Here is a 19,572-nt window from a genome sequence, read left to right on the forward strand (position 1 = left end):
CGCAGCGGCGGGCGCCTCGACCGCGGGCGGAGGGGCCACCGCGGGTGCGGGCGCTTCAGCCGCCGGGGTGTCGGAATCGGCCGGAGCGGCCGAGCCGTCGCCGATCTTCGCCAGCACGGCGCCGACCTCGACGGTCTCGTCCTCCTGGACGAGGATCTCTTCGATCACACCGCTGACGGGCGACGGGATCTCCGTGTCGACCTTGTCCGTGGAGATCTCGAGCAGGCCCTCGTCCGCCTCGATCGTGTCGCCGACCTTCTTGAGCCAGCGGGTGACCGTTCCCTCTGTGACGCTCTCACCGAGAGCGGGGAGGACCACGGAAGTGCTCATGACGATGTCTCCTTCGGAATGGATATCGGATCTAGCTTAGTGATGGCGGACGCCGAGGCGGACGTCACAGCGTGTGCAGCGGCTTGCCCGCCAGTGCGAGGAAGGCCTCGCCGAGGGCTTCGCTCTGTGTCGGGTGGGCGTGCACGTACGGTGCGATGTCCTCGGGGTGGGCTTCCCAGCCGACGGCCAGCTGGCCCTCGGTGATGAGCTCTCCGACCCGATCGCCGATCATGTGGACGCCGAGCACGGGGCCGTCCTTCGCACGCACCACCTTGACGATGCCGCTGGTGCCGAGGATCTCGCTCTTGCCGTTGCCCGCGAGGTTGTACTCGTAGGCGACGATGCCGTCGACGCCATGCGCTTCGGCGGCCTGCGTCTCGGTCAGCCCGACCGAGGCGACCTCGGGGTGACTGTAGGTGACCTTGGGGATGTGGACGTCCGGGATCACGACCGGAGCCAGGCCGGCGATCTCCTCGGCGACGAAGATCCCCTGCTGGAATCCACGGTGCGCCAGCTGGAGGCCGGGCACGATGTCGCCCACGGCCCAGACGTGCTCGACCCCCGTGCGCAGCCGCTCATCGGTGACGACGAACCCGCGGTCGATCGTCACACCGGCCTCCTCGTACCCGAGGCCGGCGGTCGCCGGACCGCGGCCGACAGCGACGAGCAGATAGTCCGCCTCGAACGTCTTGCCGTCCTCGAGGGTGACGGTCACGGCATCCGCAGTCTGCGTGGCGCTCTGGAAGCGCACGCCGAGCGAGTACTGGATGCCGCGGCGGCGGAATGCGCGCTCGAGGCCCTTGCTGAGTGCCACGTCCTCGTTGGGGACGAGGTGGTCCAGGGCCTCGACGATGGTCACCTCGACGCCGAACGAACGCCAGACGCTCGCGAACTCCACGCCGATGACGCCGCCTCCGAGGACGACCACCCGGGCGGGGATCTCGTCGAGCTCCAGCGCGTGCTCGCTCGTGAGAATGCGCCCCCCGACGTCCAGACCCGGGAGCGAGCGGCTGTACGAGCCGGTCGCCAGGATGACGTCGGAACCGCGGTAGAGGTCATCTCCCACGCGGACCGCGGGACCGGCCTCAAGGCGTCCTTCACCCGGCACCACCGTGATCCCTCGGGCCTTGACGAGGCCTTCCAGGCCCTTGAACTTCTTCGCCACGATGCCCTCGCGGTACGCCCTCACCCCGGCCGGATCGACGCCCTCGAAGGTGGTGCGGATGCCGATGGCCGAGGCATCCCGCGCCGTGTCGGCCACCTCGGCCGCGTGCAGCAGCGCCTTGGTGGGGATGCAGCCGCGGTGCAGGCACGTCCCGCCGACCTTGTCCTTCTCCACGAGGGCGACGGACTTGCCCAGTTCCGCGGCACGCAGCGCTGCGGCATATCCGCCGCTGCCGCCGCCGAGGACGACGAGGTCGAAGGTGTGCTCGGTCATCGTGACTCCTCTGTCAGGACGAAGCGGATGAGGCTGCGGACCGAGGCCGCCGTCGGCCCCTTGTCGGTGAAGCCGTACGGAGCGCCCTTGTGCATGCCGACGCCGGCGATATCGAGGTGCACCCACGGGATGCGAGGGGCATCCGCTTCGTCGCCCGCCCGTCCGACGAAGTGACGCAGGAACAGCGCCGCGAACAGCGAGCCACCGGCGGGGTCGCCGATCTTGGCGTTCTGCAGGTCGGCGATCGGCGAGTCGAGCTCCTCGACCATGTGCGCGGGCAACGGAAGCTGCCAGGCCAGCTCGCCTGCCTCGCCCGCGGCGGCGAGGTACCGGGCGACAGCGTCGTCGTCACCCATGACCCCCGCGTGCCGTGTTCCGAGAGCGATCGTGATGGCACCGGTGAGGGTCGCCACGTCGACGATCACATCGGGCTTCATGCGACTTGCCGCGACCAGCCCGTCGGCCAGCACGAGCCGCCCCTCGGCATCCGTGTTGAGCACCTCGACCGTGGTCCCGTCGAGCATGCGCAGCACGTCGCCGGGCCGGGTGGCTCGCCCGGACGGCATGTTGTCGGCGATGCACAGGAATGCCGTGACCCGGACGGGCGCACCGACGGCCGCCACAGCGCGGAGGACGGCGAGAGCCGTGGCCGCGCCGCACATGTCGTACTTCATCCCCACCATCGACGCGGCGGGCTTGAGCGAGAGACCCCCGGTGTCGAACGTGATGCCCTTCCCGACCAGGGCGACATGTCTCGTCGCCTCGGCGGGCGCATACTCGAGGCGCACCAGGCGCGGCGGGCGATCCGATCCCTGTCCGACGCCGAGGATGCCGCCGTAGCCCTGGGCACGGAGAGCCACCTCGTCGAGCACCTCGACGGTGACCGCGAGATTCTCGACCGATTCGGCGGCCCGGGCAGCGAAGTCGGCGGGACCGAGCCACTCGGCCGGCGTCGAGACGAGGTCCTTCACGAGCGCGACGGCCGCCGCCGTCTCGGTGACGATGCGCAGGGCGTCGTCGTCGACAGCCGCCGTGCCGTGCACGATCACGCGCGAGGCCCTCGCCTTCGGGCTCTCGGTCTTGTAGCCGTCGAAGCGGTATCCGCCGAGCGCTGCACCTTCGGCGGCGGCGGTCCACAGCTCCGGGTCTGCGAAGGGCGCGGCGACGGCGACGGTCGGGAATCCCGTGAGGATGCGAACAGCAGCGCCCACCGCGTCACGCAGGGCCGCGGCATCCGGAGCCGTCCCGGTACCGACGACTGCCAGCGGAAGGGTCGTGCTCTCGGGCGCGTACACCCGGGTGAGGCTTCCGGCGCTTCCCGTGAATCCCACCGCGGCCAGAGCGTCGGCTACGCCGGGCCAGTCGGTCAGATCGGGGGATCGATCGCCCTCGAGCGGCGGAAGAGCGAGCACGAGCGCATCGGCATCGGACTCTCGGATCGGTGTGGTGCGGTACTCGAGGTCGGGAAACGACATGAGGTCCATCCTAGGGACGCGAGGTGTTCGCTCTGAGCGCCACCGGTGCGACCCCTCGCCATCGTCCGCCTCGTAGCATGGAGACATGCCCTTTCCCGGTCCGCTTTTCGAGCGTTCGGCGTCTGCGCCGCCGATCCCGCGTGGGCTACCCCTGGTCATCGCGCTCACCGGCTTCACGGATGCGGGCAGTGCCGTCAGCCGCGTGATCGACTACTTCCGTGACGAGCTGGCGCCCACCCCCCTCGTGGTCTACTCCAACGATTCGCTCCTGGACTACCGCGCCCGGCGCCCGATCGTGTCGTTCGAGAAGGACCATCTCACCGACTACCGGCCGCAGCGCCTCGAGCTGTCCTTCGCCCACGACGCGCTCGGTCAGCCGTTCCTGCTGCTCGCGGGATACGAGCCCGATTTCGGGTGGGATGCGTTCGCGGCCTCGGTGGTCGAACTCGCCGAGCAGTACGGCGTGTCGACCGTCACATGGGTGCACGCCATCCCCATGCCCGTGCCGCACACGCGCCCCATCGGCACGACGGTCAGCGGGACCCGGACCGAGCTGACGGAAGCGCACTCGGTGTGGCAGCCGCACACGCAGGTGCCCGCCACCGCCGGCCATCTGCTCGAGTACCGGCTCACGCAGGCCGGAGTGCGGATCGCGGGGTTCGTGCTCCTCATCCCGCACTACCTGGGGGACACGGAGTACCCCGCTGCGGCGCTGGCCGCACTGGACAGCCTCACGGTAGCCACCGGACTCGTCTTCGCGGGCGACGATCTTCGCGACGAGAACCGCGAGTACCTCGCCAAGGTGGGCGAGCAGATCGAAAGCAGTGACGAGCTCGCCCGCATGGTGCAGGGACTCGAGGAGCGGTACGACGCCTATATGGCGGGCTCCACCCTCGCGACCCCCATGATCCACACCGGAGATCTCCCCAGCGCAGATGAGCTGGCCGCCGAGCTCGAGCGATTCCTCGCGACGCGTCCGGGTGAGGACGACAAACGCGGGGCCTGATCGGAATGCGATGCGCCATCGCGGCGTTGTACTCATCGGATCGACGCGCGCCCCTCGAATGGGGTAATGCTGGTGGCGCGCGGCAAGTATGAGATACTGGATGCCCTGACCCGTTGTCAACCGTTTCGGTGAGGCTTCTCATCGAAACGTGGACTTGACAAGGGTCTTACTAGTGTCCGAAATCGACCGGGGGACTGCCGCGCATGTCTGTCGGTGAAAGGCGAAACGTGACTCCAGGCACGAACACCAAGGCTCGCTCGGCCGCGAAGGACACCGAGACGGACGAGACCACCGCTGCCGCGCCCGCGAAGGCGCCGGCGAAGAAGGCTGCTCCCAAGGCGAAGGCCGCTCCGAAGGGCAAGGCAGCCCCGAAGACCGCGACCAAGCGCGGAGCGAAGTCGGGCGATGAGTTCGAGGACGACGTCGAGGAGCTCGACGACGACGTCGAACTCGACACCGACGCCGAGGCCGGCGACGACCTCGAAGACGCCGCCGCCGAAGGAGAGGCCGGCGCACAGCCGGCCGCGAAGGGCGCCGCCAAGGCGACCGGCGAGGCCGCGGCTGCGGGCGAGGACGATGAGGAGGACGAGGAGAGCACCAAGCCGGCGTTCACCGAGCCGCTCCCCACCGGCGCCATCGTCATCTCGTCGAGCGACGAGGACGACGTCCCCGTCTATTCGACCCAGATCACCGGCGCGACCGCCGACCCGGTCAAGGACTACCTGAAGCAGATCGGCAAGGTGCCGCTGCTGAACGCGGCCGAAGAGGTCGAGCTCGCGATGCGCATCGAGGCGGGCCTGTTCGCCGAAGAGAAGCTCTCGCACATGTCTCCTGCCGAGAAGTCGTCCCAGATCGGACTGGACCTGCAGTGGGTGGCGCGCGACGGACAGCGTGCGAAGAGCCACCTGCTCGGCGCGAACCTCCGCCTCGTCGTCTCACTCGCCAAGCGCTACACCGGTCGTGGCATGCAGTTCCTGGACCTCATCCAGGAGGGCAACCTCGGTCTGATCCGCGCCGTCGAGAAGTTCGACTACACCAAGGGCTTCAAGTTCTCCACGTACGCCACGTGGTGGATCCGCCAGGCCATCACCCGCGCCATGGCCGACCAGGCCCGCACGATCCGCATCCCGGTGCACATGGTCGAGGTCATCAACAAGCTGGCGCGCGTGCAGCGTCAGATGCTGCAGGACCTCGGACGCGAGCCCACGCCGGAAGAGCTCAGCCGCGAACTCGACATGACTCCCGAGAAGGTCATCGAGGTCCAGAAGTACGGCCGCGAGCCGATCTCGCTGCACACCCCGCTGGGCGAGGACGGCGACAGCGAGTTCGGCGACCTCATCGAAGACACCGAGGCCGTGGTTCCGGCCGACGCGGTGGGCTTCACCATGCTGCAGCGGCAGCTGGAATCGCTCCTGGACTCGCTCTCCGAGCGCGAGGCGGGCGTCATCCGCATGCGCTTCGGCCTGGGCGACGGTCAGCCCAAGACGCTGGACCAGATCGGCGACACGTTCGGCGTCACTCGCGAACGGATCCGGCAGATCGAGTCCAAGACGATGGCGAAGCTGCGGCACCCGTCGCGATCGCAGTCGCTGCGGGACTACCTCGAGTGAGTGAGGCGAACGCCGGCAAGGCGCTCACCGTTCAGATCGAAGGCTCGTCGTTCGCCCGCATTCCCATCCGCACGCGGGTGGTCCTGCCGGGCGACGACCTCGACGCCTTCATCCGCGAGTACGCCGCCGACCTGGTGCGCGCGGGCGACCTGCTGTTCGTCACCGAGAAGATCGTGGCCATCACGCAGGGCCGTTCGTACCTCGTGGAGGACATCAAGCCCCGCAAGCTCGCGCTCTTCCTGTCGAAGTACGTCACACGCACGCCGTACGGCATCGGACTCGGCATGCCCGAGACCATGGAGATGGCGTTGCGCGAATGCGGCACGCTTCGCATCCTCTTCGCCGCCGCGGTCTCTGCCGTCACCAAGGCGTTCGGTCGAAAGGGCGACTTCTACCGGATCGCCGGCGACAAGGCGCGCGCCATCGACGGACCGACGAGCGGCACCATCCCGCCGTACAACAAGGCCGTCGTGCTCGGGCCCGATCGGCCGCGCGAAGTTGCCGCGCACGTGAAGTCGCTGCTGGGCGGGGTACCCGAGGTGGCTGTCGTCGACATCAACGACCTCGGCGGCAACATTCTCGGATCGACGCTCGACAAGGCGGGGGAGAAGCGCCTGGTCGCGATCCTCAAGGACAACCCGCTCGGTCAGGGCCACGAGTCCACCCCGCTGGGGATCGTCCGCGCGGTCTGAAGCCTCTGACGAAGGGCAGGTCCTGCGGGACCTGCCCTTCGTCGTCAGAACCCGATGGCCGCCCGATAGCGGGGCTTGTGGCCCGTGCGGATGCCGGTGACGCTCGGCTTGTTCTCATACACCCCGGCGCCCCAGTTGCCCTCGACCAGCACCGGGCCCTCCGGCGTCACGACGATGTCCCAGCCGACGTACTGCACCTGAGGCACGACGCGAGCGACCTCATCGACGAAGGCTGCCACCTCATCGACCATCGGCAGCCGGAAGTCCTCGATCGGGAAACCACTGTCGGGGTGCGTTCGGTGCACGTGACCGTGCGAGTCGTAGCCGGGACCGACCGCCTTCCCGTTCTCATCGAGCATCGTGTAGAAGCCGCCGAACGTCATCTGGTCGCTCACGGCGCCGCGGCCGAACTTCTGCGCCATCGCGAGGATGTGCGTCTTCTCGCCGTCGAAGAAGGCGGTCACCCGCGTGGTGTTCACGGTTCCGGGGCAGACCGCGGCGAGGTGGTCGTGCTGCCGGATGACCTCTTCGATCAGCACCTCCCCGCGGGCCAGAAGTCCGCGGTGGAACTCGTCCCAGTCCTCGATCTCGGCCGCGCGGTAACGGTGCACACCGGTCCCCGCCTGCCCGACGGGCTCTTTGGTGACGATGGTGCCGTGCTTCTCGGCGAAGCGCCGCACAGCGTCGGCGTTCCCAGGCTCGACGACCATCCACTCGCGCCGCAGGAAGTCGCTGAAGACGCGATCGAATTCCACCTTGTCCTGGAAGATGTGGCGGTAGTCGGGGTGGTCGTACCTCTGGGACAGCTGATTCGAGACCGGGTGGGTCATGAACGTCGCCCGCTCGGCGCGGCTGAGGATGGCGAAGTCGTAGTCGACGTAGTCCTGGAATCCCACCTGGCGGAAACCGGCCGACCACAGCATGTCGGCCAGCACGGCCGGCGTCCACTTGCCGTGGTCGCGTGCGCTCTCCTTCGCGCGTTCGAGGACCGAGCCGACGTCGATGCGGCGGGCTCGTCCGGCGAGATAGCGAAGGCGGGGCGCGAGGCCGAGGCCCTGAGAAGGCATAGGTACTCCGGGTCGGGAACGAGGGACCCCGATAGTCTAGGTCCGTGAGTTCGACGATCCCGGGGCACGACGCCGCCGTACCGGGATCGGGGGGCCGCAGCGGCCCCGTCGCGTCCGTGTCCCGGTCCGCTCTCACCTCCAACGTGCGAATCGCGGTGGCACGCGGCATCCGTCATTACGACCCGTCCGTGCTGGCGGCGGATGCGTGGGGACACGGCGAGCACCTCGTGAAGGACGTGCTCGGGGCCGAGGGTCTGGGACCCGCGCCGGACGAGTCGGCCGCCGTGATCGACGGCCCGGAGCTCTATGGACTGCCCCCGAGCGCGACCGGCGCGACCGTGCTCCGGCTCGCGGGCACTGTCCTCGCGGTGAAGGCGCTTCGCGCCGGTGAGGGCGTCTCGTATGGATACGCCTATCGCGCCCCCGCCGACACGCGGGTCGCGCTCGTGACAGGCGGGTACGCGCAGGGCATCGTGCGAGCCCTCGGCGGCGCCGTCGAGGTCGGCATCGCGGGGAGGCGACACCGCATCGTCGGACGCGTGGCCATGGACGTCTGCGTGGTCGAGATCGCGGATGCCGCAGCCCGGCGTGGCGACGAGGTCGTCTTCCTCGGCGACGCGTCGCGGGACGAGCCGTCGCTCGATGACTGGATCGGCGCGACCGGCCTGACCGCGGCCGAACTGATCACGGCTGTCGGGTTGCGGGCTCGCCGGGTGGATGCCGCATGAGCGCACGTCTGCACGTGGATCTCGGCGTCCTCGCCACGAACATCGCCCACGTCCGAGCCACTGTCGCTCCGGCCACCCTCATGCTGGTCGTGAAGGACGACGCCTACGGCCATGGGCTCGCGCCGGTCGTGGGTACCGCGTCCGCCGGCGGAGTCACCTGGTTCGGGGCGTTCGATGTCGCCACCGGTCTCGCAGTGCGCGCCGCGCTCAGCAAGGCGCCGGGTCGAAGACTTCACGCCTCGGCGCCGGAGGAGTCACGGGTCTTCGTCTGGATCGCGGCGACCGCCGATGAGCTCGCCGACGCCGTCGCGGCGCGACTGGACGTCGGCGTCGGCGACCCGGAGCTGCTCGAGGAGCTCGCCGCCGCCGCACGAGAGGCCGGGGCCGTCGCCCGCGTCCATCTGAAGATCGACACCGGTCTGCACCGCAACGGCGTGCGTCCGGAGGATTGGCCGGCGTTCGTCGCGCGTGCCGCGGAGCTCGAAGCGGCGGGCGTGATCGACGTCGCCGGAGTGTGGAGTCACATCGCCGAGGCGTCCGACGAAGAGGACGACGCTGCGAGGCACCAGTACGAGCGCGCCCTGCAGGAGGCGGAGTCCGTGGGCCTCAAGCCGCAGGTACGACATCTCGCAGCCAGCGCCGCCGCGTTCGCGCGGCCCGAGTTCCGTTACGACATGGTCCGCGTGGGGGCCTTCTGCTACGGCATCCGCCCCGCAGGCGGACCCTCTGCCGCCGAGCTGGGTGTCGGCCCGGTGTCACGACTCGAGGCCGACGTGGTGGCGGTGGACGCCCGTGGCGTCACCATCGAGCTCGGGTCATTGGACGGCGTCCCGTCGTCGCTGGCGGATCGGGCGAGCGTGGGAACGCCCGCCGGTCCGCGCAGACTGCGCGAGATCGGCGGGCGTTCGGTGATCGACGCGTGGGACGGAGCCGCGGTCGGAGACCAGGTGACGATCTACGGCCCCGGATCAGCGGGCGAAGGCTCTGCCACCGACCTCGCCGAGCTCATCGGCACGATCGGCGAAGAGATCGCGGTACGCGTGTCACCGCTCGTCCCACGCGTGTACTCGGGGGAGTGAAAGGCGTCAGACCGACTCGGCGAGGCGAGCCGTCTCGTCGTGCCATGAGGTGGCGACGGCGCGGAGCTTCTCTTCGTACTTGCGCCCGTGGTGGGCGCAGAAGAGCAGCTCGCTGCCGTTGACCTCGGCGGCGATGTAGGCCTGCGCGCCGCAGGAGTCGCATCGGTCGACCGCCGTGAGACGGTGTTCGAGAACGGCGCCCTGCTCGGTTGCTGTCGAAAGTGTGGTCATATCGGTGCCTCCTCGTATGCGTAGAACTCCGGTGCGGTCATGAAATACAACCACGGGGATCATTCGAGAATGCCGGGAAGGCGCCACATTTCGCTGAGCGCGTACGCCCGCATCCCGAGATGCGTGTCGCCGCGGTCGCGTCGGCCGCCGCGATTACGATGGGAGATTGTGACCGCCGAGTACTCTGCCCATCATCTTCAGGTGCTCGAGGGCCTCGAGGCGGTTCGCAAGCGCCCCGGAATGTACATCGGGTCGACCGACTCCCGCGGGCTGATGCACTGCCTCTGGGAGATCATCGACAACTCCGTCGATGAAGCGCTCGCCGGCCATGGCTCCCGCATCGACGTCGTGCTCCACGCCGACGGCAGCGTCGAGGTGCGCGACCGTGCACGCGGCATTCCTGTCGACATCGAGCCGCGCACGGGGCTCTCCGGAGTCGAGGTGGTCTTCACCAAACTCCACGCCGGCGGCAAGTTCGGCGGAGGCTCGTACGCCGCGTCCGGCGGTCTCCACGGCGTCGGAGCCTCGGTGGTCAACGCGCTGTCCGAGCGGCTCGACGTCGAGGTGGACCGCGGCGGGAAGACCTGGGCGATGTCGTTCCACCGCGGCGAGCCCGGCATCTTCTCCAACGGCAAGCCCGACTCCACCTTCACGCCGTTCGAAGAGCGCAGTGAACTGCGCGCCGCCGGCCGCGCGGCGAAAGGCGTCACCGGGACGCGGATCCGCTACTGGGCCGACCGCCAGATCTTCACGAAGGACGCGGCCTTCAACGTGCAGGAGCTCGAGCAGCGCGCACGGCAGACCGCGTTCCTCGTCCCCGGTCTCGAGATCGTCATCAGCGACGAGCGCGGCGAAGAGCCCGTCGAGACCAGCTACCGCTTCGACGGCGGCATCTCGGAGTTCGCCGAATTCCTCGCACCCGACAGCCCGATCACCGACACCTGGCGGCTCACCGGCTCGGGAACCTTCACCGAGACCATCCCGGTGCTGCAGCCGACCGGTGCCATGGTGGCCACCGAGGTCGAGCGCGAGTGTCACGTCGACGTCGCCGTGCGATGGGGAACCGGGTACGAGACGGCGACGCGGTCCTTCGTCAACATCATCTCGACCCCGAAGGGCGGCACCCATCAGGCGGGCTTCGAGCTGGCGCTGATGAAGGTGCTCCGCACGCAGGTCGAGCAGAACGCCCGGCGGCTCAAGGTCGGCAACGACAAGCTCGAGAAGGACGATATCCTCGCGGGCCTCACCGCCGTGCTGACGGTGCGCCTTCCCGAGCCGCAGTTCGAAGGACAGACGAAGGAGGTCCTCGGCACTCCGGCGGTCCGCCAGATCGTCGCGAACGTCGTCACCCGCGAGCTGACGGCGCGATTCACGTCCTCCAAGCGCGACGACAAGGCGCAGACCGCACTCCTCCTCGACAAGGTCGTCGCCGAGATGAAGGCGCGCATCTCGGCCCGTACCCACAAAGAGACTCAGCGACGCAAGAACGCGCTCGAGTCCTCCTCCCTGCCGGCGAAGCTCGCGGACTGCAGATCCACCGAGGTCGGCGAGTCGGAGCTGTTCATCGTCGAGGGCGACTCCGCTCTCGGCACCGCCAAGCTGGCGCGCAACAGCGAGTACCAGGCGCTCCTGCCGATCCGAGGCAAGATCCTGAACGTCCAGAAGGCGTCGGTGAGCGACATGCTCTCGAACGCCGAGTGCGCCGCGATCATCCAGGTGATCGGCGCCGGCTCGGGGCGGTCGTTCGATCTCGAGACCGCACGCTACGGCAAGGTGATCCTGATGAGCGACGCGGATGTCGACGGCGCGCACATTCGCACCCTGCTGCTGACCCTCTTCTTCCGCTACATGCGCCCTCTCATCGAGGAGGGACGCGTCTTCGCCGCCGTCCCGCCGTTGCACCGGGTGGTGGTGATGAACCCCGGTACGAAGCCGAACGAGACCATCTACACCTACTCGGAGCAGGAGCTGCATGCGCTGCTGACCAAGCTCACGAAGGCCGGCAAGCGCTGGCAGGAGCCCGTGCAGCGCTACAAGGGGCTCGGCGAGATGGACGCCGATCAGCTCGCGACGACGACCATGGACCGCGCCGGCCGCACCTTGCGGCGCGTGCGGATGACGGATGCCGAGGCCGCGGCATCCGTCTTCGAACTGCTCATGGGCAACGACGTCGCGCCCCGCAAGGAGTTCATCGTGGACTCCAGCGACCGCCTCGCGCGCGAACGCATCGACGCCTGACGAAGCCGGGGCCAGCCCGGCGCCGACGCACGCCGGAGGCGAGGTCTGACGGACGCCGATGCCTAGCGGACGCCGGTGCCCACGGCGCCGATGACGCCGTCGAGCGGCACCCCGGACGCGTCGCGCTTCGCACCGGACGCCGGCAGCGCACGCGTGGCGCCGTCGGAACCCACCGCGCGGGGGTCGGTGCCCACCCACGCCAGCGTGAGCGCGTCCTCGCCCTTCAAGAACCGGTGAGCCCGGACTCCGCCGGTCGCGCGGCCCTTCGCGGGGAACTCGCTGAAGAGCGAGACCTTGCCGCTGCCGGGATCAGCGCCCGCCAGCGCCGTCGTCGAGCCGGCGACGGTGACGACGATCGCGTCGAAGTCCGAGGGTCCGACGACGTGGAACGAGATCACCTGCGCGCCCTCGGTCAGCCGGATTCCGGCCATGCCGCCGGCCGACCGCCCTTGCGGGCGCACCGAGGAGGCGTCGAACCGCAGCAGCTGTGCATCGCTGGCCACGAAGACGAGCTCCGCGCCGTCGGAGGCGGGCGCGGCGCCGATGACGTGGTCGCCGTCGCGCAGGGAGATGATCTCGATGTCGTGCTTGGGTCCGAGCTCCGTCGCCGCGACGCGCTTCACGATGCCCTGCTGCGTGCCGATCGCGATCGGCGGCGACTCGACGAGGGGGACGATCGCGACGATGTGCTCGCCGCCGGAGAGCCCCAGGTACTGATCAGCGCGCGTACCCGCCGCCAGCTGGACGGAGTTGCCCGGTACGGACGGCAGATCCACGGGTGAGAATCGGATGAGTCGGCCGGCGCTCGTGACGGCTCCGACGTCGCCGCGCGTGGTCGTGTCGACCGCGGAACGGATCGCGTCATGCTTCGAGCGGCGCGCGGGAGGCACGATCCCGCCGGCGGCGCCCTCGGCGGTGAGGTCCGCGCGGACCATGCGGCCGGTGGCCGAGAGGAACACACGGCAGGGCGCGTCGGCGATCTGGAGGTCGGCCGCCACGGCGGCGGCGCGGGAGCGGGGCGTGACGGGTCCGCCGTTGAGCAGCAGCGTGCGCCGGGGAGTGCCGAACTGCTCCGCTGCGGCGTCCAGCTCCCGTGCGACCTGCGCCCTCAGCAGCACGTCGCTCGCGAGCAGGGTCTCGAGCTCCGCGATCTCGGCCTTCAGCTTGTCGCGTTCCGCCTCGAGCTCGATCCGCGAGAACTTCGTGAGCCGCCTCAGCCGCAGCTCGAGGATGTACTCGGCCTGCAGGTCGGTCAGGTCGAACACGTCCATCAGGCGGGTGCGGGCCTGCTCGCCGTCGTCGGACGTGCGGATGACCTGGATGACCTCGTCGATGTCGAGGATCGCGATCAGGAGGCCCTCGACGAGGTGCAGCCGCTCCTTCCGCCGCGCCAGCCGGAACTGGCTGCGCCGCGTGACGACCCTGAGTCGATGGTCGAGGTAGACCCGGAGAAGCTCCTTGAGTCCCAGGGTCTGCGGCTGCCCCTCGACGAGGGCGACGTTGTTGATGCTGAACGAATCCTCGAGCGGAGTCAGCCGGTAGAGGTGCTCGAGGACGGCCTGCGGGTCGAACCCGGTCTTGATGCCGATGACGAGCCGCAGACCCTTGTGCCGGTCGGTGAGGTCGGTCACGTCGGCGATGCCCTGGAGCTTCTTCGCGTTGACGGCGTCCTTGATCTTCTCGATGATCCGCTCGGGACCCACGAGATACGGCAGCTCGGTCACCACGAGACCGGTGCGACGCGGACCCAGCGGTTCGACCGCGACCTTGGCACGGGTGCGGAAGCTGCCGCGACCGGTGGCATAGGCGTCCTTGATGCCGTCGACCCCCACGATGATCCCGCCGCCCGGAAGATCCGGGCCCGGGACGTACTCCATGAGCTCTTCGACGGTCGCATCCGGATTCTCGAGCAGGTGCGTCGCAGCGCCGACGACCTCGATGAGATTGTGCGGGGCCATGTTCGTCGCCATGCCGACCGCGATACCGGTGGTGCCGTTGACGAGCAGGTTCGGGAACGCGGCGGGCAGCACCTCGGGCTGCTGGAACTGCCCGTCGTAGTTCGGGATGAAATCGACGACGTCCTCGTCGAGGTTCTCCGTAAGCGCGAGGGCGGAGGGAGCCAGCCGGGCCTCCGTATAGCGCGCGGCGGCCGGACCGTCGTCGAGCGAGCCGAAGTTGCCGTGCCCGTCGACCAGTGCGACGCGCAGCGAGAACGGCTGCGCGAGCCGGACCAGCGCGTCGTAGATGGGCGCGTCGCCGTGCGGATGCAGCTTTCCCATCACCTCGCCGACCACGCGCGCGCTCTTGACGTGACCGCGGTCGGGCCGCAAGCCCATGTCGGCCATCTGGAAGAGAATGCGCCGCTGCACCGGTTTGAGGCCGTCTCGCGCGTCGGGGAGCGCGCGAGAGTAGATCACGGAGTACGCGTACTCGAGGAACGACGTCTGCATCTCGGACGAGACGTCGATGTCTTCGATGCGGCCGTGGTCGGCGGGTACGGAGTCGGTGCGGGAAGCGGGCATAGACGAATGAGGCCTCGGGTGACGGCGGAGCGGCGGGGGCCTCCAGGCGGTGTGCGAGACTGGCCCCGATGTCCCTCAGCCTACCTGCGGACCCGCCGAGCGCCCGGAGCCTGACCCGTGTCGTGCCCGAGATGTCGGCGGCGCTCGACGGACGCTCCGAGTGGTTCGCGCCCGCGCGGAGCGCGATCGTGTGGGTGCTGGACGGCCTCGGCGCGCACAACCTCACGACGCGCGCCGGTCATGCCCGCTTCCTCTCGGAGGCGCGTTCGAAGAAGGATGCCGCGCGCACGGTGTTCCCCTCGACGACCGCGGCCGCGCTCACGAGTCTCCTGACCGGCGTGCTGCCTGGCCAGCACGGGATCGTCGGCTACCGAGCGCGCGTTCCCGGCACGGACGAGGTCGTCAATCAGCTGCGCGGCTGGGACACGGATGGACTCGATCTGTCCTTCCAGCGCGCCGCTCCGCTGTCCACGACGCTCGGGCGGCCCTTCTTCGCCGTCTCCCGGCAGGAGTACGAGGGCACCGGCTTCACCGCCGCCACGCTGCCTGGTGCGAAGTTTCACGGAATCGATGATCTGGGGGATCGCGTCCGCGCGGCCGCCGACCTCGCCGCGCGGCATCCGGGATCTCTCGTGTATCTGTACGCGCCGGATCTCGACGGAATCGGGCACAAGCGCGGGTGGGAGTCGGACGAGTGGGTGGCGGTGCTGGAGACGGTGGATGCCGCGGCCCGCACTCTGGCCGCGGCGCTGGCGCCCGGAACCGGCGTCGTGGTGACGTCCGACCACGGCATGGTCGACGTCCCCCGCCACCGGCACGTCCTGCTCGGCGAGGGGGACCCCCTGCTCGAGGGCGTCAGGCTGATCGGCGGCGAGCCCCGGATGCTGCACCTGTATGCGGAGCCCGGGCAGGGCGCCGGCGTCCTCGAGCGCTGGCGCGCCGCAGAGTCGTCACGATCCTGGGTGATCGCCCGCGACGAGCTCGTCGTGTCGGGTCTGCTGGGCGCGGTGGCGCCGGAGGTGATCGAGCGGATCGGCGATGTCCTCGTCGCACCGCGGGCCGGCATCGCGTACTACGACGACCGGCTCACCGACAAGGCTCCCCAGAAGATGGTCGGGCAGCACGGCTCGCTCACCGACGAGGAGCGGATCGTCCCGCTGATCCGCCTCGGCGCGTTCGCCTGACGCGTCAGTCGTCGGAGCGGGCCCCGAAGACGATCTCGTCCCACGACGGCATCGAGGGACGTCCCTTTCGCCGACCGGCCTCGGCGACCGCTGAGGGCGCGGCGGGGTAGTCCGGGGCCGGCGTGGGCTCGTCGGCGTCGTCGTCCGTCGTGGACGCGTCGTAGCCCGGCTCGAGCGCATCGAAAAGGGCGACCGGCGCGGCGCCGCGTGCGGGAGAAGCCGCTGGCTCGTCGAGGCCGGGAAGCGGCTCGCGCTGACCTCGGCGACGACGCAGCGCTTCGAGCAGGTCGGCCGTCTCGGCCGAGGTCACGATCGGCTCGTTGGCGCGCTTGATGGCGGCCTCCTGCACCGCCGGCGCGGTGGGGGAGGGAAGGTCCGGCGACTCGAGATCCGCCTCAGGGAGATGGCGCGGGCCGAACGCACCGCTGTCGAAGCGCGAGTCGTCCTTCGCGGGAACGCTGTCCAGAGCGCGCAGCCGCGGAATCAGGCCCTCGGGAAGGGAACCCTGACGCGACAGCTGAATGGCGTCGGTGTTGAGCGGCGACAGTGTGCTGCGGCGAGGATCGAAACCCCACCGGGCGTCGTGGTCGACGTCGTTCGCGGTGAACTCGAGCTTCACGATCCAGCCCGTGGGCTCTTTCCAGCTCGTCCAGCGCTCACCGGTCGATCCCGCTTCCGCGAGCTTCCCGCGCACCGCCGACCCGAACGTCGCGTGCCCATCGCCCTCCAGATCTCCACCGAGGAGAACGGGAACCGCGAGCGCCTGGCCGACGATGTGCTCGCGCTCGGCCAGGACGGGGCCCTCGAACCGCACGATGTCTTCGACGCGCGCGCCGAGAAGCTCGGCGACCTCCCGAGCCGAGAGCCCGGCGCGGATGTGCGATTGGATCTCGCGGGGACTCGGCCGGGACGCATTCGCGTCGACGTCCCGTTCCCGGCGTGCTTTGCGCAGTTCCGCGCGCAGCACATCGTTGACGGCGAGCGAGAATCTCTCGCCAGAGTCGGTCGCCAGGATGAGCTTGTCGTCCTCGGTGCCGATGACCTTGAGCTGTTCCATGCGAAACGCCCCTCCGATCCTGCCTGTGCGCCCATGGTGTCACAGCGCATCGCGTGCGCCGGGAATATCCAGCGCGTGGCGCGAGTTTCATGGCAACGCACGAGCGAGACGCAACCGGAATGCATTTGCAAAAGGGGATCCGGTCGTGCAAACTATCGCCGCCCGTAAGGGCACGCGCAACCCGCCTTACCCGGAAGTAGGACCCTCACGCATGGCCACCGATTACGACGCCCCCCGCAAGACCGAGGATGACAGCGAGTCGATCGAGGCGCTCAAGGAGCGCGTTCCCGACAAGCTCTCGGGCGCGGTCGACGTGGAGGACGCCGACAACCCGTCGGGCTTCGAGCTGCCGGGTGCCGACCTGTCGGACCTCGAGCTCGACGTCGTCGTGCTGCCGCCGCAGGAGGACGAGTTCACCTGTTCGAACTGCTTCCTCGTGAAGCACCGCTCGCAGCTCGATCACGACACCGCCGACGGGCCTATCTGCGCGGAGTGCTCCGCGTAGCCTGCGCCTGTCGCACTGCAGCGGCGAGACGATCCGGCGTCCGCGACGAGATCGTCCACGCCGCTGTCGGATCGTCGGGGTCGGTCACCGGAAGCACGACCACCCCGTCGATCCCGCCGCGGATCAGATGCCATCCCCGCGGATCCAGCCCCGCCCCTCGCGCGTGACGCGCGGCATCGCCCGTATGGACCTCGGGAGCGCCGAGGAATTCGACGCCGATGTGCGCACGGCCCGCCCGCAGCTCCCCGCCATCGACCTCGAGGATCGGCGACGTCAGCACGAGCAGTCCCACGATCGCGATCCCCACAGCGGCCCCGGCCACCAGGGCTATCGTGGTGTCGAACGGCGAGAGCACGAGGGCTGCCATGGGGGCCGTGACGGCCGCGGCGCACAGGATCCACAGCGACGGACCCAGCCGCTCTCGATAGCGGGGCCGCTCCCTGCGGCCGCGGGGCTCGGGATGGCCGCCGGACCCGGCATGACGCGCTGTCTTCTGCATTACCCTCGTTGGGTGACTGAAACGGTGGACGTCCCCATTATCGCCCCCGATGTTCCGGCGTACGCGCACCCGGGCGATGCCGGGGCGGACCTCGTCGCCGCGGAGGCGCTGCGACTCGGTCCCGGCGATCGCGCCATGGTGGGCACCGGCGTCCGCATCGCCCTGCCGGAGGGCTACGCCGCATTCGTCGTCCCGCGCAGCGGGCTCGCGGCCAAGCACGGCATCACCGTCGTGAACTCGCCCGGCACGGTCGATGCGGGCTACCGCGGCGAGATCAAGGTCATCCTGCTCAACACCGACAAAGAGCGCGCCCACGACATCGCGGTGGGCGACCGCATCGCTCAGCTCATCGTGATGCCGGTGACCCGCGCTGTCTTCCTCCCCGCCGAGGTGCTGCCCGACAGCGCCCGCGGCGAAGGCGGCTTCGGCTCCACCGGCTACCAGAAGGACGGAGTCCTGGCATGACCGATCCCACATCCGCAGACGCCCCGCGCAAGGCGGCCCCCGAAGACCGCGCGAGCACCGGCCCGTTCGACGAGTCGGAAGCGAACCCCGTCCGTCCCTATATCGACCTCGGCGGCATCAAGATCCTTCCGCGCGAGGGCCTGAACCTGCGCCTCGAGGTCGAGGAGCAGACGAAACGGATCGTGGCGGTGGGTCTGGACTACGCGGGTTCCACCCTCCAGGTGCAGCCGTTCGCGGCTCCGCGCTCGGTCGGCCTGTGGGAGGAGACCCGCGAGCAGATCCGGCAGCAGATCCGTCAGCAGGGCGGCCGCGTCGAGGAGCGGGAGGGCCCGCTGGGTCCGGAGCTGCTCGCCGAGGTTCCGGTCGTCGCAGGCCCCGACAGCACCGCCGGCAAGCGTCTGGCGCGATTCGTCGGCGTCGACGGCCCGCGCTGGTTCCTGCGCGGTGTGATCGGGGGAGCGGCCACGAGCGATGTGGCGGCCGCCGCCGACATCGAGGATCTGTTCCGCTCGATCGTCGTGGTGCGCGGCGGCTCGCCGATGCCGCCACGGGATCTCATTCCGCTGCGCATGCCGGCCACCCCGGGCGTCGCGTGAGCGATCTGCATCCGCCCGAAGATCCTTCGCGCCGCGCCGATCGCGGCCCGGAGGGCACGGAGGGTGCGCAAGGCGAGGCCTCGGCCTCCGACATCCTGGGTGCGGCGCTCGGCGACGCCGCGCGCCGTGCCGGATTGGACCCTTCCGAGGGGAAGAGCACCGGCACCGTGGTGTGGACCGCGATGGGCGGGTGGCGGGGCGTGCTCGAATCCGTCCTTCCGGGCCTCGTCTTCATCGTCGTCTACACCCTGACGATCGACCCTGCGACGGGTGACGGAGATCTGTGGCTGTCGCTCGGCCTGTCGGTCGGCATCGCCGCGGTCTTCACGATCGTGCGCCTGGTGGCGCGGCAGCCGGTCACCGCCGCCGTCGGCGGGCTCGTCGCCGCAGGTGCCGCCGCCGCGATCGCCGCGTTCACCGGTGAGGCCAGCAACAACTTCATCCCCGGATTCGTCACCAACGCGCTGTACGGCTCGGCATTCCTGGTGTCGGCCCTCGTCGGCTGGTCGCTCATCGGGCTCGCCGTCGGCTTCCTCATGGGAGAGGGCACGGCGTGGCGACGCGACAAGCGCAAGCGGCGCGTCTTCTTCTGGCTGGCGATCGCGTGGGCGGGCCTGTTCGCCGCACGGCTGCTCGTGCAGCTCCCGCTCTACTTCGCCGACAACGTGACGGCGCTCGGAACCCTCAAGCTCGTGATGGGCCTGCCGCTGTTCGCGCCGCTGGTGGCTGTGACGTGGCTCGCCGTGCGAGCGCTCTACCCACCCGCCCCGAAGTGATACATTTATCTTGATATCGAGATAAATTCTCTCCGCCCGAATAAGGCCATCCTCACTAGCCGAGGGCTCCGGGG

19 protein-coding genes are annotated in these 19,572 nt (G+C 69.6%); 11 read left to right on the forward strand and 8 right to left on the reverse strand.

The annotated features are described in order from the left end of the window. The 3 genes from WYM_RS19830 to WYM_RS09585 form a co-directional block, all read right to left on the reverse strand. Positions 1-330 (reverse strand): biotin/lipoyl-containing protein (locus WYM_RS19830; protein ID WP_019180615.1); only part of this gene is annotated, 330 nt, incomplete at its 3' end. Positions 331-394: 64 nt separating this feature from the next. Then, positions 395-1,768: a dihydrolipoyl dehydrogenase gene (lpdA, locus tag WYM_RS09580; protein ID WP_019180616.1), complete on the reverse strand. Its 1,374-nt coding sequence runs from the start codon at positions 1,766-1,768 to the stop codon at positions 395-397. Beyond that, the gene (locus tag WYM_RS09585) at positions 1,765-3,243 is read right to left on the reverse strand and encodes a leucyl aminopeptidase (protein WP_019180617.1); all 1,479 of its coding nucleotides are present in this window, start codon (positions 3,241-3,243) and stop codon (positions 1,765-1,767) included. The genes lpdA and WYM_RS09585 overlap by 4 nt, the downstream gene beginning before the upstream one ends. A gap of 85 nt (positions 3,244-3,328) precedes the next feature. On the opposite strand from WYM_RS09585, the gene WYM_RS09590 reads away from it, so the two are divergent. From WYM_RS09590 to WYM_RS09600, 3 genes are all read left to right on the forward strand, one after another. Next, positions 3,329-4,249, forward strand: coding sequence for a proteasome assembly chaperone family protein (locus WYM_RS09590; protein WP_019180618.1), 921 nt, complete (start codon positions 3,329-3,331; stop codon positions 4,247-4,249). Positions 4,250-4,476: 227 nt separating this feature from the next. Beyond that, a complete protein-coding gene (locus tag WYM_RS09595; protein WP_019180619.1) occupies positions 4,477-5,859 on the forward strand; it encodes an RNA polymerase sigma factor in 1,383 nt (460 codons plus the stop codon). Then, positions 5,856-6,551, forward strand: a complete 696-nt coding sequence (locus tag WYM_RS09600) for a coenzyme F420-0:L-glutamate ligase (RefSeq protein WP_019180620.1) — start codon at positions 5,856-5,858, stop codon at positions 6,549-6,551. Before WYM_RS09595 ends, WYM_RS09600 begins: the two co-directional genes overlap by 4 nt. A gap of 44 nt (positions 6,552-6,595) precedes the next feature. Here WYM_RS09600 and WYM_RS09605 read toward each other — a convergent pair whose 3' ends face one another. Beyond that, a complete protein-coding gene (locus WYM_RS09605; protein WP_019180621.1) occupies positions 6,596-7,618 on the reverse strand; it encodes a sugar-transfer associated ATP-grasp domain-containing protein in 1,023 nt (340 codons plus the stop codon). Positions 7,619-7,662: 44 nt separating this feature from the next. Between WYM_RS09605 and WYM_RS09610 the strand changes: the two genes are divergently transcribed. Next, the gene (locus WYM_RS09610; RefSeq protein WP_019180622.1) at positions 7,663-8,346 is read left to right on the forward strand and encodes an alanine racemase; all 684 of its coding nucleotides are present in this window, start codon (positions 7,663-7,665) and stop codon (positions 8,344-8,346) included. Then, positions 8,343-9,425, forward strand: a complete 1,083-nt coding sequence (locus WYM_RS09615; RefSeq protein WP_019180623.1) for an alanine racemase — start codon at positions 8,343-8,345, stop codon at positions 9,423-9,425. Before WYM_RS09610 ends, WYM_RS09615 begins: the two co-directional genes overlap by 4 nt. Positions 9,426-9,431: 6 nt before the next feature. On the opposite strand, the gene WYM_RS09620 is transcribed toward WYM_RS09615, so the two are convergent. Then, on the reverse strand, positions 9,432-9,656 hold the full coding sequence (locus tag WYM_RS09620) for a DUF7455 domain-containing protein (RefSeq protein ID WP_019180624.1): 225 nt from the start codon (positions 9,654-9,656) through the stop codon (positions 9,432-9,434). A gap of 168 nt (positions 9,657-9,824) precedes the next feature. Between WYM_RS09620 and WYM_RS09625 the strand changes: the two genes are divergently transcribed. Then, the gene (locus WYM_RS09625) at positions 9,825-11,894 is read left to right on the forward strand and encodes a DNA gyrase subunit B (protein ID WP_019180625.1); all 2,070 of its coding nucleotides are present in this window, start codon (positions 9,825-9,827) and stop codon (positions 11,892-11,894) included. 62 nt (positions 11,895-11,956) lie between these two features. Here the strand turns inward: WYM_RS09625 and WYM_RS09630 are convergent, their stop codons facing one another. Continuing rightward, a complete protein-coding gene (locus WYM_RS09630) occupies positions 11,957-14,416 on the reverse strand; it encodes a DNA gyrase/topoisomerase IV subunit A (protein ID WP_019180626.1) in 2,460 nt (819 codons plus the stop codon). 68 nt (positions 14,417-14,484) lie between these two features. Here WYM_RS09630 and WYM_RS09635 point away from each other — a divergent pair, with 68 nt between their 5' ends. Then, on the forward strand, positions 14,485-15,600 hold the full coding sequence (locus tag WYM_RS09635; protein WP_026059704.1) for an alkaline phosphatase family protein: 1,116 nt from the start codon (positions 14,485-14,487) through the stop codon (positions 15,598-15,600). A 4-nt stretch (positions 15,601-15,604) separates the two neighbouring features. Here the strand turns inward: WYM_RS09635 and sepH are convergent, their stop codons facing one another. Next, positions 15,605-16,657, reverse strand: coding sequence for a septation protein SepH (gene sepH, locus WYM_RS09640; RefSeq protein ID WP_019180628.1), 1,053 nt, complete (start codon positions 16,655-16,657; stop codon positions 15,605-15,607). A gap of 211 nt (positions 16,658-16,868) precedes the next feature. Between sepH and WYM_RS09645 the strand changes: the two genes are divergently transcribed. After that, entirely contained in the window at positions 16,869-17,162 is a 294-nt protein-coding gene (locus tag WYM_RS09645; RefSeq protein ID WP_019180629.1) for a DUF4193 domain-containing protein, read from the forward strand. Here WYM_RS09645 and WYM_RS09650 read toward each other — a convergent pair. Continuing rightward, entirely contained in the window at positions 17,137-17,661 is a 525-nt protein-coding gene (locus WYM_RS09650) for a DUF3093 domain-containing protein (RefSeq protein WP_019180630.1), read from the reverse strand. The two genes, WYM_RS09645 and WYM_RS09650, sit on opposite strands and share 26 nt — an antisense overlap. A 12-nt stretch (positions 17,662-17,673) precedes the next feature. Between WYM_RS09650 and dut the strand changes: the two genes are divergently transcribed. The 3 genes from dut to WYM_RS09665 are packed head-to-tail and all read left to right on the forward strand — an operon-like array spanning position 17,674 to position 19,498. Further along, the gene (gene dut / locus WYM_RS09655; RefSeq protein ID WP_192813737.1) at positions 17,674-18,126 is read left to right on the forward strand and encodes a dUTP diphosphatase; all 453 of its coding nucleotides are present in this window, start codon (positions 17,674-17,676) and stop codon (positions 18,124-18,126) included. After that, on the forward strand, positions 18,123-18,722 hold the full coding sequence (locus WYM_RS09660; RefSeq protein WP_019180632.1) for a DUF3710 domain-containing protein: 600 nt from the start codon (positions 18,123-18,125) through the stop codon (positions 18,720-18,722). Before dut ends, WYM_RS09660 begins: the two co-directional genes overlap by 4 nt. Continuing rightward, the gene (locus WYM_RS09665) at positions 18,719-19,498 is read left to right on the forward strand and encodes a DUF3159 domain-containing protein (RefSeq protein WP_019180633.1); all 780 of its coding nucleotides are present in this window, start codon (positions 18,719-18,721) and stop codon (positions 19,496-19,498) included. The genes WYM_RS09660 and WYM_RS09665 overlap by 4 nt, the downstream gene beginning before the upstream one ends. Positions 19,499-19,572 lie beyond the last annotated feature (74 nt).

The sequence above is a fragment of the Microbacterium yannicii PS01 genome (genome assembly GCF_000304335.1).
Lineage (GTDB): Bacteria > Actinomycetota > Actinomycetes > Actinomycetales > Microbacteriaceae > Microbacterium > Microbacterium yannicii_A.

Excerpts from the sequence above, each read along its gene's own strand:
- sepH (WP_019180628.1), bottom strand. The coding sequence starts at position 16,657 with ATGGAACAGCTCAAGGTCATCGGCACCGAGGACGACAAGCTCATCCTG.
- WYM_RS09615 (WP_019180623.1), top strand. The coding sequence starts at position 8,343 with ATGAGCGCACGTCTGCACGTGGATCTCGGCGTCCTCGCCACGAACATC.
- WYM_RS09635 (WP_026059704.1), top strand. The coding sequence starts at position 14,485 with ATGTCCCTCAGCCTACCTGCGGACCCGCCGAGCGCCCGGAGCCTGACC.
- WYM_RS09590 (WP_019180618.1), top strand. The coding sequence starts at position 3,329 with ATGCCCTTTCCCGGTCCGCTTTTCGAGCGTTCGGCGTCTGCGCCGCCG.
- WYM_RS09620 (WP_019180624.1), bottom strand. The coding sequence starts at position 9,656 with ATGACCACACTTTCGACAGCAACCGAGCAGGGCGCCGTTCTCGAACAC.
- WYM_RS09650 (WP_019180630.1), bottom strand. The coding sequence starts at position 17,661 with ATGCAGAAGACAGCGCGTCATGCCGGGTCCGGCGGCCATCCCGAGCCC.
- lpdA (WP_019180616.1), bottom strand. The coding sequence starts at position 1,768 with ATGACCGAGCACACCTTCGACCTCGTCGTCCTCGGCGGCGGCAGCGGC.
- WYM_RS09585 (WP_019180617.1), bottom strand. The coding sequence starts at position 3,243 with ATGTCGTTTCCCGACCTCGAGTACCGCACCACACCGATCCGAGAGTCC.
- WYM_RS09645 (WP_019180629.1), top strand. The coding sequence starts at position 16,869 with ATGGCCACCGATTACGACGCCCCCCGCAAGACCGAGGATGACAGCGAG.
- WYM_RS09630 (WP_019180626.1), bottom strand. The coding sequence starts at position 14,416 with ATGCCCGCTTCCCGCACCGACTCCGTACCCGCCGACCACGGCCGCATC.
- WYM_RS09605 (WP_019180621.1), bottom strand. The coding sequence starts at position 7,618 with ATGCCTTCTCAGGGCCTCGGCCTCGCGCCCCGCCTTCGCTATCTCGCC.
- WYM_RS09660 (WP_019180632.1), top strand. The coding sequence starts at position 18,123 with ATGACCGATCCCACATCCGCAGACGCCCCGCGCAAGGCGGCCCCCGAA.